Origin of the sequence: Nocardiopsis synnemataformans (genome assembly GCF_965343085.1) — a bacterium.
GTDB lineage: Bacteria > Actinomycetota > Actinomycetes > Streptosporangiales > Streptosporangiaceae > Nocardiopsis > Nocardiopsis alborubida.
Genome location: NZ_CBDRFA010000024.1, coordinates 55140 through 73051 on the forward strand (window position 1 = coordinate 55140; position 17912 = coordinate 73051).

Here is a 17912-nt window from a genome sequence, read left to right on the forward strand (position 1 = left end):
TGCGGGACCGGTGCGGTGGCTCACCGGTTCGTCACTCCCCGGACGGTTCGTCCGGGGCCCGGAAACCTTCGACCTCACCGTTGAAGTACTGCCTCGTCTCGTTATACGCACTCGTGTACTCGCCGGTGAAGCCGGACACCCACGAGTCGCCGGAGCCGTCGCGTTCGACGGTCTCTCCGAACTTGTCCACGTACTCGGCGTGGATGTGCGTCGTCTCCATGATGCCGGAGAGGGCGTCGTCGACGGCGTTCTCGTCATCGCCTACGAACTGTGACCAGTCGGTGTCCTTCGCGACGCTGAGAGTGACGTCCTGGTCGAAGGTGAAGTCGTTGGTGATGTCGGAGGCGTCGAGCACCCGGCCGTCGCGTTCGACGGTCACCACGCCGCTGTCGACCAGGACCCTGAAGTCGCCGCGCTGGGTGTCGTCCTGGAACGCCTCGGGGTTGCTCTGTGCCAGGTAGTCGAGGGTCTCCATCTGGAAGTTCCGCTGGATGGAGTCCTCGCTGGTGTAGAGGGGGAACCGGGGCGAGACCTCGTAGTCGCCGTCGACGATCGCGGTCACGATGCTGTCCTGGCCGAGTTCCAGCCCCTTGGACACAGCGGCGCCGATGACCGGGATCTTCTCGGACAGACCCGTCGCCTCGCCCACCACGAACTCGGTGATCTGCGTCTTGCGCTCGACCTGTACGCCGAGATCGTCGCTGCGGTCCTCCGACTCCAGCCACAGGGCCCGCTCCAGCAGGGCCTGGAGCTGTCCGGCTCCGTCCGCGGCGGTCGCCTCGTTCCCGGTCTCCAGGAAGGCGATCGACTCGATCTGCTGGTAGGCGTCCACGGAGTTGACCACGCGCCCGGCGGTCTCGTCGTTGCCCATGAGGAGCTGCATGTACATGGCCCGCTCGTCGGGTCCCATGTTCACGAAGCTCCGATCCGATTCGAACTCCCCGATACCCGAGTTCGGCACGTCGTTGCCGTCCAGCACCTCGCCGTTGGCGAAGCTGTAGATGTGCGCGTCGAAGACGTCGGCGAGGCTGTCGGCCAGCTCCCCGTTGAACTGGGTGAACGAGGCGTCGGAGTACTCGTTGTCCCCCTCGGTGACGTCCACGCCGGTGTTGACGAGGGCCGCGTGCATGTCCGCGTCGGTGATGGTCTCCATGAACCCGGCGAAACCGTCCCCGGCCCGCTGGCGCACGTCGGGGTCCTCGCTGTGGATGTCCTCGGCGAGCCAGTCGGTGAGCTGGCGCGCGGTGTGGCCGTCGTCGTGCCACTCGTGGGTGAGTGTGCCCTCCAGCGCCCGCGTGCGCAGGTCCTCGTCGCCGTGGTCGACGCCCTCCTCCCCGTTGAGGTGCTCGCCGGTGAGCATGTAGTAGTTGGCGTCGGTGTTGCGGCTGGCCACGTCGATGATGTGGGAGACCTGCTCGGAGTCCGGCATCACCCCTTCGGGGTCGGGGTCGTCGCCCCAGGCGTCGAGGAACGCGCCGGTGGTCAGGTGCAGGTTCGTCGACAGCCCGTAGCCGCCCTCCAGGTCCTCGTCCGTGTGCTCCATGAAGGCGGAGAGCGCCTTCATGTCCATCCCGATGCTCACGGGCGTGCCGGGGAGCTTGTTCTCGGCGTCGGGGTTGATCCAGGACCCCTCGACGGCGTACCGGAAGCTCTCGGGCAGGCTGTCGTACCCTCCGCCGAGCGCCGGGTCCGAGAGCGCGAGCAGCCCGTTGCCGAGGACGCCCAGGGCGTCCTCCCGCTCCTCGTCGCTCATGTCGGACTCGGCCATGAGCTCGGGGTAGACCATGATGCCCGCTCCGGCCCCGTCCCTGCGGTAGGGCTCCTCCAGCTGCTCGTAGAACTCCTCCAGGAACGCGATCTCCTCGGGGCTGAGCTCCGTGCCGTTCTGCTGGTTCTGCCGGGCGCCGGTCCCCAGCATCGAGAGCACGAGCATCATCTCGTGGTAGCGGTCGTCCAGCGGCTTGTCACCGGACCAGTAGGCGGCGAGCTCGTCGGCGTACTCCTCGGCGTTCTCGGGCGTGAGCTCGCTGTCCTCGATGAGCGAGGAGTAGCGGGAGGGGTCGATGTTGAGGAACGCCCAGTTGGCGTTGCCCGCGTCCATGAGCTTGCGGACGTTCTCCGGGGTCGGCCCCTGTTCGAGCATCGTCCGGATCTCCTCGGCGCTGTCCTGGAGGCCCTGCCAGTTGGTCTGCTCGCGGGAGATGAGGCCCTCCTGCACGGTGACGAGCTCGTCGTAGAGGGCCCGGCAGCGCGCTTCGTCCCCCGCGCCCCAGTCCGTCCAGAGGAAGCCGTCGGCCTGGGGGTGGGAGGAGGTGATGTGGTCGTCCTGGTACTTGGAGGGGACGGCGTTCTCCTTCTCCGTCCTGCTGCCCTCCCAGCTGGTGATCTGCGCGTCGCGCTCGTCGTGGAACGCCTTGACGGCGTCCGCCCACATCTCGGCGACCGAGGCGGCGTAGGTGATGGAGACGGCGGCGTCCCGCCAGTTCTGGAGGTCCTCCTCGGAGACGCTCCGGACGTCCCAGGCGATGACGTCGGTGAACTCGCCGGCGGCGGAGTCGAAGCTCCCGTTGAGGTCGTCGGCCCGGCCGAGGACGCGTGCGTTGAGGATCTCCAGGTCCGCCGCGCAGTCGTAGACGGGCTTGGAGTCGTAGTAGAAGTCGCGGGGGACGAAGATGACGGAGAAGGTTGCCACGGTCTTCCTCGGAGGGGCGGCGGACGGACGGGGGAGACGGGGAAGGGTCGGCGGGAGGCGCCGTCAGCCCTCGAAGTTGATGTCGCGGTGGGACTCCCAGGGATGGTTGAAGTCCTCCGAGCTGTCCAGGTCGTTCTGCGCGATCTCCGCCGCGCCCGCCTGGACGTTGTCGGCCAGTGTCAGCCCGAGCGCCTGGACGTCGATGAGGGCCTGGGCGGTGTTCTCCTTGAACGTGCCGAACCCGGCTCTGACGTCGTCGTGGCCCGAGGCGCTCTCGGCGTCCTCCATGAGGAGGTCGAACGCGTCGGCGAGCCCGGCCATGGCGGCCGCGAGCGTTTCGGCGTACTCGCCGCCACGCATCCCCTCGATCGGGTTGCCGCCCGCTTCGGTGGTCATGTGGGGGTCTCCTCTCCTCGAACGCGGATCCCGCGGGGAGGGGACACGGCGCCCTCCACGCACGGAAGGCCCGCCCGTGGCCGTCGAAGCCACTGGAGCGGGTCCGGATGACGGGTGGGACGCGCGGACGGGGGCAGGAGTTCCGCCGTTCCCCTGAACTGTGGGGATGGTATCGGGAGAGACGCCGCGTGTGTACCTTTCGCTCCGGGATGTTAGCTCCTTGTTCAGCCCACGCCGGAGTCCGCGGCGGGTCCGGAACCAGGACGGGGCTCCGGACCCGGGTCCGCTCAGGACACCAGCAACACGAAGCCGTACTGGGCCCCCGTCACGATGACGGCCGTCGCGGCCAGGACGACCAGGGAGAGGTGGACCCGCCCGGCCGTGCGCAGCCACCCTTTGGCCCAGGCGGTCACGGCCACGGCCGCGGTGGCCAGGGTGAGCGGGACGGCGACGGCGAGCGGCAGGGTGAGTGCGAGGGACTCGCTGAAGATCCACTGCTCCAGCGTGTGGCTGTCGAGCAGCCCGTACACGATGAACCCGACGGCGACGAAGCAGCTCAGCGCGGTCAGCGAGGCCAGCACGCGGGCGAGGACGGTGAACCGGTCCGGTGCGCGGCGGAACTGCACGAACGTGGTGAACAGGACGAGCAGTCCGGCGGCGGCGACCACGCCGTGCGTGATCGGGCTGGTCAGCGGAGTGGTCCGCTCGTAGACCTGGGTGGCGTTGGTGTCCGTGGCCAGGGCGACGACCTCGCCGTCCTCCTCCAGGAAGGTCAGCCGGTCCTCACCGTTCTCCGCGGCCACCCGTCCCCCGCCGAGGGGGAGCCAGCGGTCGTCCGTCGCCATCGCGCCGTTGACGGAGAGGGAGCCGTCCCCGGCGTCGCGCACGGTCATGTTGTCGAAGAGGGCGACGATCTGGCCGGGCCCGCTGGCGGCGCGGCGGCTGCTGACGTAGGTGCCCGTGTAGGCGCCGAGGTCGGCGCCGGTGTCGGCCTCCCCGGTCGGCGGGACCTGCGGGTCGAACGTGTCCGAGAACTCCTGGGTCACCGTCATCCGCAGGTCCTCAAGGGGGTTTCCCGCGACGGAGTCGTCGCCGTTGACCGCGACGAACATCCCGGCGTCGATCCCGGGGATCAGGGTGTAGGCGGTGTGCATGCCCGTCAGGTCGCCGGCGTGGCCGATGACCGGGGAGTCCCCGCCCCGCCACTGGTAGGTGCCGTAGCCCACGGCGGGGGCCTCCGGGTGGGACTCGTGCTGGCTGGCCAGCATCTGTTCGGCGACGCGGGCGGGCAGTACGCGCTCGCCGTCGACCTCGCCCCCGTCCAGCAGGGCCAGCATGAACCGGGCCATGTCGTCGGTCGAGGCGAGGGAGGCGCCCGCGGGCGCCTGGGAGACGTGCAGGTCCCCGGCCGCGCTGCCGTCGGGCAGGTGGAACGTCGGGACCTCGTAGACCTCGCGGGCGTCGTAGATCTGGAGGAACGCGCTCCTGTCCATGCCCAGCGGCTCGAACAGGTTCTGGGCGACGTACTCCTCGAAGGGCTGGCCGCTCACCTCCTGGACGACGTACCCGGCCAGGCCGTTCCCGTGGTTGGAGTAGGCGGTGAACCGGCCGGGCTCGTAGAGCGCCTCGGGCTTGAGCGTGCTGTACACCTCCTCAAGGGTCAGGTGCCGTTCGGTGTCCTCGGCCGAGGGGAAGTCGAGCACGTCCGCGAATCCGGCGGTGTGCGTGAGCAGGTGGTGCATCGTGACGCCGTCCATGGGCAGCCGGGCGGCTTCGGGCAGGTAGGTGTTGACGTCCTCGTGCAGGTCGATCTCCCCGTCCTCGGCCAGGAGGAGGGCGGCGGCCGCGGTGAAGGACTTGGACACCGAGCCGGTGGGAAGCGTGTGGACCGTGTGGTCCATGGGGGTTTCGGTGGCGAGGTCGGCGTACCCGTGGGAGGCGGAGGCGATCTGCTCGCCCCCGGCCACGACGGTCACGGCGACGCCGGGCGCCCCGTGCTCCTCCAGCAGTTCGGCGACGCGGGTGTCCACGAACTCACGCGCGGTCTCGGAGTTGAGCGGTACGGCCTCGGCCGGGGCGCCCGGCAGGGCCGCGGCGACGCCGGGCGCGGCGGCGGCCGAGGCCGCTCCGGGCGCCAGGACGGCGGCGATCATCAGGGGCGCGGCCAGCATCGGCAGGACGCGGAGGACTCGTGGCATCAGGGGCTCCCAGGGTGTTTTCGCTACCCCTCGAACCTAGGATTCGGCGCTGTTCGGAGCACTGGTACGGACGGGCGTTCCGGTACTACAGCCAGCTCCACCACCGGGAGGGTTCCGGACCCGGAGCGGAGGGGGGAACGGGCACGGTCGCGGTCGCGGGGGCGTGCGTGCGGACGCTTTGCCACACCTGTCCGTCCATCTCGTTTCAGTTATCCCAAAACCAACAACGTGTTGTCGGAGTCTCATGGGATGTTGGTAACGAGAGAGCAGGGAGTATCCCCCATGACCGCACGACAGCACGCCGCCGCGTCGCGGACGCTCGCCGCGTCCGCGGCCGTGATCGCCTCCGTGTTCGCGTTGTCGGGCTGCGGCGTCGTCCGCGACCTCACGGGCGGGCGCGAGGAGCCCTCGCAGGCCGAGGAGAGCCAGGGCGGTGAGGAGCCCGAGGACGCGGGGAGCCCGGAGGCGGCCGACCCCCGGCAGGAGCCCGCGGAGACCGACTTCCCCTACACGCGCGAGGGCCAGATCTTCCAGGACACCGGCCAGGACGCCACGCTGCGCTTCGCCGTCACGGGGCTGGAGCGCACGGACGAGTACACCGTCCTGTACCTCGACAACACCTACGTCGACCACTTCCGGGGCCTGAACCGGAACCTGTCCATGCCCAACACCCTCGTCGACCCGGTGAGCGGCCGGGCCTACAGGGAGCTCACCGACGAGGAGGGCATGCCCTACGGGTCGGCCAGCCCCGACGGCGACGGCATCTACCCCGTCGCGGTGGGCGCCACCAACCAGTACCGGCGCTACTTCCCGCGCCTGCCCGACGAGGTCAGCCAGATCACGTTCGTCGGCAGCGGGCTCGGCGCCATGACCGGCATCCCGGTCGTGGACGTGGAGGAGGAGCGGCCGGATCCCGAGGACCCCAACGGGGACGACCCGAACCCCGACTTCGCGGCGGGCGACACCGTCGAGTTCGAGAACCGCCGACCGGAGCCCGGCGCGCAGGAGCGGGTCGGTGAGATGGAGAGCTTCGTCGACTCCGAGGTGGCCTCCACCACCCGCGACGGCGACACCGAGACCGTCGCGCTCAAGGCGGACGTGATGTTCGGCTTCGACTCCGCGGAGCTCACCGGGGAGGCCGAGGAGATCGTGCGGCAGGCGGCGCGCTCCCTGGAGAACAACATCGACCCGGACGACCCCGAGGTCAACGTGATCGGCCACACCGACGGCCGGGGCACGGACGACTACAACGAGGAGCTGTCGGTGGAGCGCGCCGAGACCGTGCGCGACGTCCTGGAGGACGAGCTGGGCGAGGGCTACGACTTCAGCGTCGAGGGGCGCGGCGCCTCCGAGCCGATCGCCGAGGAGGGCGGCTCCGACGACGAGGAGGCCCGCGCGCGCAACCGGCGCGTGGAGTTCGCCTACCAGGTGGACCGGACCGAGGACGGTTCGGGCAGCGAACGCGAGGAGGGCGTGCTCGGCTCCAGCGAGCGGCACGTGTTCCCGCCCGCGGAGTTCGTCGCGGACGACACGGCGGAGGTCGTGGGGACCGCGACCGACGGGGACGTGCGCCTGGACGTGCACCCGCTGCGCCGCGACGGCGCGTACGTGATCAGCACGGTCACGCTGACCAACACCGGCGACGAGCCCGTGCTGCCCGACATGGGGGGCGAGGACGCGGTCAACCCCGGCGGCCCGACCGGGTTCAGCGAGGGCGCGCTGGGCGGCTTCCAGCTGCTGGAGCCGGACACCGACCTGGTCCGCTACGTGACGCTGATGAACTTCGGCGGCCGGACCTACTCCGGCTTCGCCGACGAGGTGCACGAGATGCAGCCGGGCAACACCTACCAGCTGGTCGCGGTGTTCGCCGCGCCGCCCGCCGAGGTGGAGGAGATGACGCTGCGCGCGGGCCCCTTCGGCGAGGTCGAGGGCGTGACCTTCGCCGGGTAGGCGTTCCGGACCGTACGCGAGCGGGGCCCCTTCCCGGAGACCGGTCCGGGAAGGGGCCCCGCTCCGCGCCGGGTGTTCGGAGACATCCCGGACGTGCCGCTCAGCTGTCCCGGGGCGGGCCGGGAGGGCCCGGCGGCCCGGGGCGGGCTCAGCTCCGGCTCACCCCAGCAGGAAGGTGACGGTGAGCAGCGCGGGGATGGTGAGGAAGGTGGTCACGAGCACCACCTCGCGGACCATCACCTCGCCGGTGCGGTACTGGGTGGCGTAGTTGAAGACGTTCTGGGCCGTGGGCAGGGCCGCCAGCACGACGACGGAGAACAGGCTGGAGGCGTCCAGGTCGAAGACCAGGGCGCCCAGGGCCCACGCCGCCAGCGGCTGGACCACGGACTTGAGCGCCACGGCGACCAGCATCGGCACCCGTTCCGGACCCCGGCCGGGGAACGGGCTGCCGTGCAGGGAGATCCCGAAGGCCAGCAGCATGGCGGGGACGGCCATGCCGCCGATCAGGTGGAAGGGCTCCATCAGGGGTTCGGGCGGAACCCAGCCCGAGGCGGAGACGGCCACGCCCGCCAGGGACGCGATCACCACGGGGTTGCGGATCGGCGTGCCCAGCGCCCGCCGGAAGACGGGGCCCACCCCGCGCACGTCGCCGTCGGCCAGGTCCATGAGGGTGAGCCCGACGGGGGCCAGGACCAGGAGCTGCGTGAGCAGGATGGGTGCGACCAGGGACGCGTCGCCGAGCACGTAGACGGAGATGGGGATGCCCAGGTTGCCCGCGTTGACGTACGAGGACGCGAGCGCGCCGACCGTGGTCAGCCCGACGCCCTGGCGCCGGACGAGCCCGAACACGACGAAGGCGAGCGCCACGACGGCCACGCTGAGGACGCTGACCAGGACCGGCCCGGACACCAGGACGGAGAGGTCGACGTCGGCCAGGATCGTGAACAGCAGCGCGGGGCTGGCCACGTAGAAGGCGAGCTTGGTGAGCACCTCCTTGGCCCCCTGGCCGAGGAGGGGGATGCGCCCGAGCATGTAGCCGATGACGACGATGCTGGTGATGACACCGAAACCGATCAAGACCCCGGACAAGAGGCGCCCCCACTGCGCACGCGCGACACAACCCGAAGACGCTATCCAAGGTCGCGTTCCGGCGATACGTCGCAGATCACACCGGTGTGGGTGCTGTGGCGGTCTACGGCGCGGTTCGTGGTGCGCGGTAGGGGTTTCGGCTTGCCGTGGGTGCGGTGAGTGTCAGGGCGTTACGGGTTCCGGAGCGACGGCTCACTCCGCGGGCTCCTCCGGCTCGGGGGACGGCGAGGGCTCCTCCTCGGCGGCCTCCTCCTCCGCCTCCCGGGCGGCCTCCTCCTCCGCGGCTTCCTCCTCGGCCAGGCGCTCGGCCTCGGCGCGGTCGGCGGCGCGGGTCGTGCAGACCTCCTCGGCGGCGGACGCGGAGCCGTCCACGGCGATCACCGTGAAGCAGTACTCCATGCCGGTGTAGCCGGTGGCGACCTGCGCGGACACCACGCCGGGACCGGTCCGGGCCAGGGTGGCGGCCTCGTGGCCGAAGGGGCCGCCCAACACGAAGAACGAGGCGGTGCCGCCGCTGTTGTCGGTCCAGTTGAGTTCGACGGCGTTGAGGCTGTCCGCCAGGACGACGTTCGTCGGCGCGGAGACCTCGGGCGGAGCCGAGGGATCGACGACCGGCTCGACGGCCTCCTCCTCGGCCGCGGGCTCCGGTTCGGCTTCCTGCTCGGCGGCCGCGACCACCGGGGCCGGTGACTCCAGCGCGGCGAACACCCCGGAGACGCTGGTGACCATGAGGATGCCGCACACGGTCACGGCGATGTGGAGGTGGCGGCGCCACCGCGGCTGGTCCTGCTCGGTCTCGGGTGCCGGGCCCCAGGAGGGGGCGTCGTCCTCGGCCAGCGCGGACCCGTCCACGGGCAGGGAGGAGGACTCGGCGGTGCCGGTCCAGCCCTCCAGGCGCGACCAGGCGCGCAGCGCGGAGATCTCCTCACCGCGCAGCTTCGCCATCATGATCTCGGCGGTGCCGCCCGCGTCGACGGCCGGGAGCCTGCTCCCCTCCAGCCCGGTGTGCCGGGGCCTGAGTTCACGTGGCTGTGGCGGCTGCGGCTGTTGAGGCTGTTGCGGCCCTGTCGCCGGGTGCGGGGCCGCGTCCCCGGGGAAGGGCGGCGTGTGCTGCGGGGCGGCCGGAGCGAGGTGCGGGGCGGCGGGCGCGTGCGAGGCCTGGGGGCCCGAGGGCCGGAACCACGCCGTGCCGGGCGGGGTCTGCGGACCCGGGGGAGGGAGGGCCGGGGAGGGTGGGGCGTCCGTGCCGGGCGGGGTCTGTGGTCGGGAAGGTGCCGGGGGAGGGGCCTGCGGGCCCGTCCAGGGGGTGTAGGCGTCCTGCTGAGGACCGGTGGCGTACGGCGGAGGCGGAAGCTGGGGTCCCGACATGGGCGTCTGCGGCGGCGCCATCGGGTTCTGCGGCCCGGAGTGCGGGGCCTGTGCGTCCGCGGCCGGGGCCTGGAAGCCCGTCACGGGCGCCTGCGGCCCCGACATCGGCGTCTGGGTCCCGCTCATCGGCGCCTGCGCACCCGATACCGGGGCCTGCGGGTTCGGCGTGTGGGGACGCTGCTCCCACACGGGAGCTTCGGTGTCCGGTACCGGCTGCTGCGGCCCGGAGTGCGGGGCCTGCGCGTCCGCGGCCGGGCTCTGGAAGCCCGTCACGGGCGCCTGCGGCCCCGACATCGGTGCTTGGGGCCCGCTCATCGGAGCCTGCGCACCGCTCAGGGGTTCCTGGCCGCCGGTCGCGCCCGGCGCCGTGGCGGACCGGGACACGCGCGCCTGCTCGAAGGCCGAGGCGAACGCCGCCGGGGTCGCGAAGCGCTCCTCGGGCAGCTTGGCCAGCGCCCGGGTGAGCACTCCCCGCAGCTTGCGGGAGATGTCGGAGCGGGGAACCGGCTTGGGGTCCTGCGTCAGGACGCGCTCGGCGTAGCCGCGGGGATCGAACGGCGTTCCGTCCGTCGACGAGAACGGCGTGTGCCCCACCAGCATCGTCCAGACGGTGGACGCCAGCTGGTAGACGTCGGAGGCGGGCGTGCGCGGCTCACCCCGCAGCGCCTCGGGCGCCGCGTGCAGGAACGACTCCGTCGCCGGGTCGGGCGGGGGCAGGGCCTCCCCGGACCGGTGGACGGAACCGAAGCCGGTCAGCACCGGGGTCCGGCCGGCCCGCAGGATGTTGCCGGGGCACACGTCCCCGTGCAGCAGCCCGCGCCCGTGCATCGATCCCAGCGCCGCCGCCACGCTCCGCGAGACGGCCGCCGCCTCCTGGATCGGAGCGGGCCCCCTCCGGGCGAGCATGTCGCCGAAGGAGCCGTCCTCGTAGAACGGCAGCACCACGAACAGGTCACCCTCGGCGGTGGTCCCCGCGTCCAGCAGGGGGACCACACCGGGAACCCCGCTGAGGTCGCGCAGCTGGTTCAGCTCGGCGCGTCCCAGGTGCTCGGGCAGGACCTTGAGCACGACGTCGGCACCGCTCGTGGAGCGCGTGGCCCGCACGATCCGGGCGCGGCGCCCCTGGCGGAGCAGGGCCGGGTTGCCGTAACCGGGCGCCCAAGCGGCGTGCTCGGAGCCGGACATGGGAGAGCGACCCCCTGGTGGTGTTCGTGGTGTGGAGGATCCCCGTCAGGCGACGGGGGAGGCGGCACCGGGTGCCTACGGAGACGAGGGCGCCTCGGTGGCCGGGCTCTGGAACATCTGCTGGCGGGCGCCCCAACCGCGCTCCTCGTTGACCTCCTGCTGCCTGCCGAAGGCCCCGATGAGGGCGATGACCCCGCAGATCAGCGCGACCAGGATGAGCCCGCCGATCACCGCGGGCCACACCTGCTGCCGCCGCCGCCAGTACCGGCTCGAACCGTACATGAGGGCCGACCGCAGCTGCCGGTGCCGCAGGGCGTCCGCCTGGAGGACGTACTTCTCCTCGTTGGGCGTGTAGTGGAACGCCTCGGGAAGCTGCGGATCCGGGTCCGCCGGGGCGGACGCGGGGGATGGGGACGACATCGCCGCTCAGCCTACTAGAACAGTCCGTCGAGGTAGCGGGTCAGCCTCCCGTAGTTGTCCGCGGTGTTGCCGGTCGCGGCGATCACCTTGGCGAAGGCGGCGTTGACCTCGGAGAACTGGGTGTCGAACTCCGTGGCCTTGGACTGGAACTGGGAGCTGCCCGAGCCCTCCCACTGGCTGACGGTGCTCTGGGACTGCTCGTTGATCTGGCTCATGATGGCGGAGAAGCGGCCGAGGTGGGCCTGCTGGTCCTCGGCCAGACCCTGGAGGCCCGCGACGTCGCCGTACACGTCGAACTGACTCATGGGAAACCTTTCTGTGGAGAACGAGGGGGAGGGGGAACGCCTCAGGCGTTGACCGGGCGGGAGAGGCCGCCGAGGTCGCTTCCGGCCTGGGAGAAGTCGGAGCTGGAGTCGGAGTCGGTGATGTTGAACTGCCCCTGGCCCTCGTTCAGCTTGATGCCGTTCTGGTTGCACCAGGACATCAGCTCGTCGAAGCGCTCGGTGAGCTGCTCGCGGGCCTCACGGAAACGGGCGAGGGCCTCGCCCTGGAGGGCGTCGGCGTCGTTGCTCATGTCCTGGATGAGCTGGTTCATCTGGGTGCGGATGCCCTCGGACTCCTGCCCGAGCTGCTCACCGCCGACCGCGAGGCTGTTGACGTTTTCAAGACCGACGTGGGACATCTGGGCCTTTCCCGGGAGTTGGGGGTGGAAGGGGCCGCCTCTTCGCCGTCTCGGGCCGCGTGCGAGTGGGGATTCGTGTGGCCACGGTAAAGAGGGGAGGATACGGACGATAGTAAGGATCGCACCTCTCGGTCAACGGAGGTGCGCTTCTTGTGACATGGGTCGGTGGGCGGTGATCGGCCCGATCGCAGGCAGCGTCCCGCGCGCGGCGGTTGACCGCTTCCGGCCACGGGTCCGGTCGGACGTCGCCGTACACGGACCCGGCCGGGTCCGGGGAGGACCGGTCCGGTTGTCCACCGGGCCCGGTCGGGCGTTCGGCCGACGCGGACCGTCGCCGCTCTCACTGGCCGCCGTCCGCACCGGGGCTCGCGCTCGGGTCCGCGGTCACCGGTTCCGTCACCCAGCGCACCGCCAGCGGCCAGCCGTCCATGGACGAGTCGTGGAAGCGGGGGAAGAGCTCCGCGGCCTCTCCCGCCTCTCCCTCGGCCAGGTCCACCCGGTGCCAGGACCCGCTGGTCTGGAGCAGGACCGCGTCGCGCTCGGGCGAGGGCGCGTACTGCACCACCGGCCCGTCGCTCTCCTCCAGCAGCCGTGTGGCCGCGTGGCCCTGTCCCTCCACCGTCACCAGGTACGCGCCCGCCGGGGGCTCCCCGCCGTCGGCGGGGGCGTCGGGACGCAGCAGGGCGGTGCCCCCGCCCCACACCAGGGAGTTGTCGAAGGTCTGCCACTGGCCGCCGTCGACGTTGAGGGTCGCGTTGACGACGCTGTCCGCCGTCTCCCGCACCACGAGGCTGCCGCCGTCGACGGCGTTGCTCTGCCGGGTCTGCACGCTGTTGCGGATGTGCAGCGACCCGTCCGGGGTCAGCGCCCAGTCGCTGGGCTGCTGGTTCTCGCCGATCAGGAGGCTGCCCTCCTGGTTGGGGGTGCCCGTCGGGGCCTCCAGCGGCACCGACAGCACCTGCGGGGGCACGCCGTCCTGCGGGGTGTCGGCGACGAACCACAGCCGGTCGCCGTTGATGACCGGATGGGACAGGACCTCCCCCTCCGAGGCGGGGACGGACTCGACCGGCTGGTAGGAGACCTCCTCGGCGCCGGACTCCTGCGGGTCGGTGAGCGCGGCCACCTGCACGGCGTTGGGCTCCTCGGTGACGTAGGCGAAGTACGTCCAGTCAGCGGAGAACTGCGCGTGCACGGACAGGTCCCGGGCCATCGGGTCGACCGCGCCGTCGGGCAGCGCGATCCGCTGGAGCGGCTGCCCGGTCCCGGGGTCGTGGAAGACCAGGACCTGGTCGGTCTCCGGATCGCCGCCCTCGAAGCCCCGGTGCAGCAGGGCCAGGCCGGACAGCCCCTCCTCGGCCAGTTCCTCCGCGGTCCCGGGTTCGCCGCCGGAGTCGCCGGACGTGCCGGTGCACGCGGTCAGGGCGAGCAGGCACACTGCCGAGGTCAGGGCGAGGGGGCGCCGCATGGAGCTGCCTTTCGGGGGACGACGGGGTCGGTCGGGAAGTCACGGGGGGTACGGGGGGCACGGGGTGGGACTACCCCGGGGACGCCGAGGTTCGGTCCGGGACGCGGTACCCATTATCCGGTCCGGGACGACACGACGTCCCTGCCGGAGTGTCACCGAGCCGCCGTGCCCCGCCCTGCGGCGGTCCCGGGCGCCGCCGGGGAGGCCCGTCACGCGGGCCTCCCCGGACCGCGAAGGCGGCGAACACTGACCCGGGGCACGCGGACCACACGGGTTCGCGTGGCCACATCCGGCCACGGTGGCGGGCCCGCGCCATGTGCGGGGCTCCTCGCGCCGCGCGAAGACCCGCGCCGCGCGAAGACCCGCACCGCCTGGAGGCCCGCGCCGCGCGCCACGGCGCGGGCCCCAGGTCACGCGGGCGGCTCGCTCCACCCCACCTGGACCAGGTCCGGACGCTGACCGCGGCGGGCCAGCTGGGCGCGGCCGACCGGCAGCTGCTTGGACGCCGTGCCGTTGGCCAGGCGCCCCTCCATCCGGTCGCCGGAGAAGAGCACGCCCGGCGTGGCCATGTCGCTGAGCGCCTGGAGCACCGGCTCGAACATGGCCCGCGCCGAACCGCCCGTGCGGCGCGCCGCGATGATGTGCAGCCCCAGGTCGGAGCCCTGCGCGATGAAGGGCACCAGCGGCGCGAGCGGGTTCGCCCTCGCCCCCAGCATGTCCATGTCGTCCACGACGACGAACAGGTCCAGGCCCTTCCACCAGCTGCGCTCCCGCAGCTGTTTGGGGGTCACGTCCGGTCCCGGCAGGCGCTGCTTCAGCGACCCCGCGAGGTTCGCCGCGACCGCCTGGGTCTGCTCCGCGCTCGTGCAGTAGGCCAGCAGGTGGTCCTCCGGGACCAGCTCCAGGTGGCTGCGGCGGAAGTCCACCATGACCACGCCGATCTCCGTGGGCGGGCGCTGCACGACCTGCTTGACCAGTCCGCGCAGGAGGGCGGTCTTGCCGGTCTGCGGGTCGCCGTACACCACCAGGTGCGGGTCCCGGGACAGGTTCGTGGTGACCGGTGCCAGCGTGCTCTCGGCCAGGCCCACCACCAGCTCGGTGCCGCGGCCCTTCGGCGCCAGGCGGCCCTTGAGCAGGTCGGCCAGGTCCACCTTGGAGGGCAGCGTCTTGACGCCCTGGACGGCCTTCTGCGGCCAGCGCTCCCCGACCCGCTTGACCAGGTCCCGGATCCCGTCGGTGACGTCCTCGTCGCTGGCCACCGCGTCCACCCGCGGCAGGGCCACGTGCGTGTGGTGCTCCTCCGCGGTCAGGCCGCGCCCCGGGGTGTCCTTGGGCAGGGCCTCGGCGACCTTGCGTCCGATCCCCGAGTCCATCGGGTCGCTCAGCCGCAGCTCGAACCGGCCGCCGAACAGCGCCTGCAACCGGGACCGGATCTGCGAGGACGCGGCGCCGGTCAGGATCGTGTGCACGCCCAGGGACGGGCCCCGGGTGGCGATGTCCATCAGGACCTCGTCGGCCTCGTCGAAGGTGTCGCGCACCGAGGACCAGCCGTCGACCAGCAGGAACAGGTCGCCCACCACGTTCGCGGGCACCGTCCCGTCCGCGCGGGCCTGGCGCAGCGCGGCGGGGGAGTCGAGCCGGTACTTGCGGAACACGCGCTGGCGCCGGTCCAGCTGGGCGCGCACGTCCACCAGCACCCGCTGCACCTTCTCCGGGTCGGCCCGCCCTGCCACGCCCGCCACGTGCGGCAGCTCCTCCATCGCCTGGAGCGCGCCGCCGCCGAAGTCGATCGCGTACACGCCCACGCGGCCCGGCGGGTACCGCCACGCCAGGCTCGCGACCACCGTGCGCAGCAGCGTCGACTTGCCGGACTGGGGGCCGCCCAGGACGATGACGTTGCCCTCGGCGCCGGTGAAGTCCATCTCGGCCGGAACGACGCGCTGCTCCCGGGGGATGTCGGTCAGGCCGATGACGGCGCGCACGTCCGACGGGCGCGGTTCGGTTCCGGTGCCCTCCAGGTCCTCGCCCTCGCCCAGGTCCTCCAGCACCCTGTCGAGGGTGAGCAGCTCCGGCAGCGGCTCCAGCCAGATCGGCCGGACCTTCTCCGCGCCGGAGGCCACCAGCCGGTCCACCGTGACCTGGAGCGTGGTGCGCTTGTCCGCCTTGGGCCCGGACTCCTCGCCCCTGCCGCGGACCGACTCCATCAGCGACTCGACCAGCGAGCCCGCCCCGGTCACCTTGTTCAGTCCGTTGAAGGACAGCAGGGGCAGCACCGGTTCGTGCTCCTCCTGCTTCTCCTGGACCGGCGGTTCGTAGGGCTGCGACACCATCGCCGCCTTGAACCGCTCGAAGACCGACGTGTCCACCTTCAGGTAGCCGGAGCCCGGTTCGGGCGGCAGGTGGTAGGCGTCGCCCACGCCGATGGCCTCGCGGCTCTCCGCCTCGGAGAACGTGCGCAGGCCCACCCGGTAGGACAGGTGCGACTCCAGGCCCTTGAGCTTGCCCGACTCCAGGCGCTGGGTGGCCAGCAGCAGGTGCACGCCGATCGACCGGCCGATGCGCCCGATGGCCACGAACAGCTCGGCGAAGTCGGGGTGCGCCGTGAGCAGCTCGGAGAACTCGTCGATGATGATCAGCAGGTGCGGCAGCGGCTCCATCCCGGGGTCGTTCTCCCGGGCCGCCTCGTAGGCGTGCAGGTTGGGCAGGTTGCCCGCGTTCTTGAGGATCTGCTGGCGGCGCACCAGCTCGCCGTAGGTGGCCTCGCGGAACCGCAGGACCAGCGAGTCGTCGTCGGCCAGGTTGGTGATCAGGCCGGTGCTGTGCGGGAGCCGATCGGTGTCGGCGAAGGTCGCGCCGCCCTTGAAGTCCACCAGCAGCAGCGCGAGCGACTCCGGCGAGTGGTTGATGACCAGCGACGCCACCATGGTCCGCAGCATCTCCGACTTGCCCGAACCGGTCGCGCCGACCACCAGGCCGTGCGGGCCCATGCCGCCGAACGCCGACTCCTTCAGGTCCAGCAGGACCGTGTTGCCGCTCGGACCGACGCCGATCGGCACCCGCAGGTAGTCGCCGGTGCTGCGCCTGCGCCAGGTCTGCCGTGTGTCCAGCTGGGCGACGTCGGCCACGCCCAGGATCTCCGGGAGCCCCACGGTGGCGTGCATGGCGTCGTCGCTGTCGGTGACGGCGATGCCGTACGGGGCCAGGACGCGGGCCAGGGAGGTCAGGTGCGCGACGCCGGAGCGGTCCGCGCGGCCCTCCAGCGGGACGCGCGGGGAGTCCCCGGAGGCGTCGGCGTGCTCGGTGACCTCGGTCAGCGTGCCGTCGGCGTCGACGCGCAGCCGCAGGTCCACCCCCTCCGGCTCCTCGCGCCGGTCCGCCACCAGGGCGATCACGTGGATGCCCAGGTCGGCCAGGGAGGACACCGGCGGTTCGGCGTGCAGGCCGGACAGGGTCGACTGGTACTCGCCGTCCAGGACGACCACCAGGCGCTGGGTGCCCGGACCGGGCGGGGCGCCGCGGCGCCGCTGGAGGTCGACGGTGCGCCGTTCGATCTCGTCGGAGAGCAGTTCGGCGATCTGCACGGTGTTGACCGCGACGAACCGGGCGGGCATCGGCCCGTCCTTGGCCTCGTCGAAGGTGTTGTGCGGCAGCCACTTCAGCCATTCCCAGTGGGAGCGCAGCTTGTTGTCGCGCACCACGCCGATCCGCAGGTCGTGCGGGGAGTGGAAGGTGGCCATCTGCGCGACGAGCGAGCGGGCCAGCCCCCGCGCGGCCTCGCGGTCGCCCACGACCGACACCACGCCGTGCTCGCGCAGCGGCAGCACCAGTGGCATCTCGGAAACGTCCGCGTACAGCTCGATGAGCTGGTCGGCCGCCCCCTGGCAGACGGGGTCGTAGACGATCAGCGGCGAGGAGGTGTCGACCTTGAGCCTGAGCCGCCGGGCCAGGGGGCGCGTCCCGGTGCCCGCGCGCAGGTCCAGGAAGTCCGGGTCGGAGGCCCGCCGCTCCCACCGGCGCGCCCGCGACCGCGCCGGATCGATGAGCAGTTGCGGGTCGGGGTGGCGGAACGCGCTGTCGGCGCGCTGGAGGGAGGCCACGTCCCGGACGATCTCGCGGAGCTGGTCGAGGTAGTCGACGTAGCGTTCACGCTGTTCGCGGATCCGCTGGCGCGGGCCGCTGTGCTGGGCCACGAACATGATGATGCCGACGACCACGCTGGCGATCATGATCATCACGCCCGCGACGGCCATCAGCGGCCGGTGGCCCATGGTGATGGACATCAGCAGGGAGCCCGAACCGGTGATGATCGGCATGATGATCATCGCACCGGAACTCGACGAGGGCGGGTTCTCCGGCATCTGCGGAGGGGTCGCGATGACGAGCGGAGTGTTCCCGGGGGCAGTCGGGACGCTGCGAGCTGGGCGGGGTACGGGTCTCGTCGCCACAGGGATCTCTTTCGGTCCGCCT

The 17912-nt window shown here is 71.9% G+C and carries 11 protein-coding genes; 1 reads left to right on the forward strand and 10 read right to left on the reverse strand.

The features are described from left to right. Positions 1-31 precede the first annotated feature (31 nt). From ACSIH6_RS15960 to ACSIH6_RS15970, 3 genes are all read right to left on the reverse strand, one after another. Entirely contained in the window at positions 32-2692 is a 2661-nt protein-coding gene (locus ACSIH6_RS15960) for a TPR repeat domain-containing protein (RefSeq protein ID WP_435109085.1), read from the reverse strand. A 63-nt stretch (positions 2693-2755) separates the two neighbouring features. Then, on the reverse strand, positions 2756-3088 hold the full coding sequence (locus ACSIH6_RS15965) for a hypothetical protein (RefSeq protein ID WP_435109086.1): 333 nt from the start codon (positions 3086-3088) through the stop codon (positions 2756-2758). A gap of 287 nt (positions 3089-3375) precedes the next feature. Then, positions 3376-5286 (reverse strand): serine hydrolase domain-containing protein, encoded by a 1911-nt coding sequence (locus ACSIH6_RS15970; protein ID WP_435109087.1) that lies wholly within the window; start codon positions 5284-5286, stop codon positions 3376-3378. Positions 5287-5568: 282 nt separating this feature from the next. Here ACSIH6_RS15970 and ACSIH6_RS15975 point away from each other — a divergent pair, with 282 nt between their 5' ends. Beyond that, positions 5569-7236, forward strand: a complete 1668-nt coding sequence (locus ACSIH6_RS15975; protein WP_435109088.1) for an OmpA family protein — start codon at positions 5569-5571, stop codon at positions 7234-7236. 159 nt (positions 7237-7395) lie between these two features. Here ACSIH6_RS15975 and ACSIH6_RS15980 read toward each other — a convergent pair whose 3' ends face one another. The 7 genes from ACSIH6_RS15980 to eccCa all read right to left on the reverse strand — a co-directional run bounded on the left by ACSIH6_RS15980 (position 7396) and on the right by eccCa (position 17821). Further along, positions 7396-8325: an AEC family transporter gene (locus tag ACSIH6_RS15980; protein WP_435109089.1), complete on the reverse strand. Its 930-nt coding sequence runs from the start codon at positions 8323-8325 to the stop codon at positions 7396-7398. 192 nt (positions 8326-8517) lie between these two features. Next, the gene (locus ACSIH6_RS15985) at positions 8518-10878 is read right to left on the reverse strand and encodes a serine/threonine protein kinase (RefSeq protein WP_435109090.1); all 2361 of its coding nucleotides are present in this window, start codon (positions 10876-10878) and stop codon (positions 8518-8520) included. 75 nt (positions 10879-10953) lie between these two features. Continuing rightward, the gene (locus ACSIH6_RS15990; protein WP_061079668.1) at positions 10954-11298 is read right to left on the reverse strand and encodes a hypothetical protein; all 345 of its coding nucleotides are present in this window, start codon (positions 11296-11298) and stop codon (positions 10954-10956) included. Positions 11299-11312: 14 nt separating this feature from the next. Further along, complete coding sequence (locus ACSIH6_RS15995) at positions 11313-11603, reverse strand: WXG100 family type VII secretion target (RefSeq protein WP_017563398.1); 291 nt, start codon at positions 11601-11603, stop codon at positions 11313-11315. A 41-nt stretch (positions 11604-11644) separates the two neighbouring features. Further along, positions 11645-11980 carry a hypothetical protein gene (locus tag ACSIH6_RS16000; protein ID WP_150248680.1) on the reverse strand — a complete coding sequence of 112 codons (336 nt, stop codon included), beginning with the start codon at positions 11978-11980 and terminating at the stop codon, positions 11645-11647. 340 nt (positions 11981-12320) lie between these two features. Beyond that, complete coding sequence (locus ACSIH6_RS16005) at positions 12321-13445, reverse strand: hypothetical protein (RefSeq protein ID WP_435109091.1); 1125 nt, start codon at positions 13443-13445, stop codon at positions 12321-12323. 410 nt (positions 13446-13855) lie between these two features. Beyond that, positions 13856-17821, reverse strand: coding sequence for a type VII secretion protein EccCa (eccCa, locus tag ACSIH6_RS16010; RefSeq protein ID WP_435109115.1), 3966 nt, complete (start codon positions 17819-17821; stop codon positions 13856-13858). Positions 17822-17912: the final 91 nt, after the last annotated feature.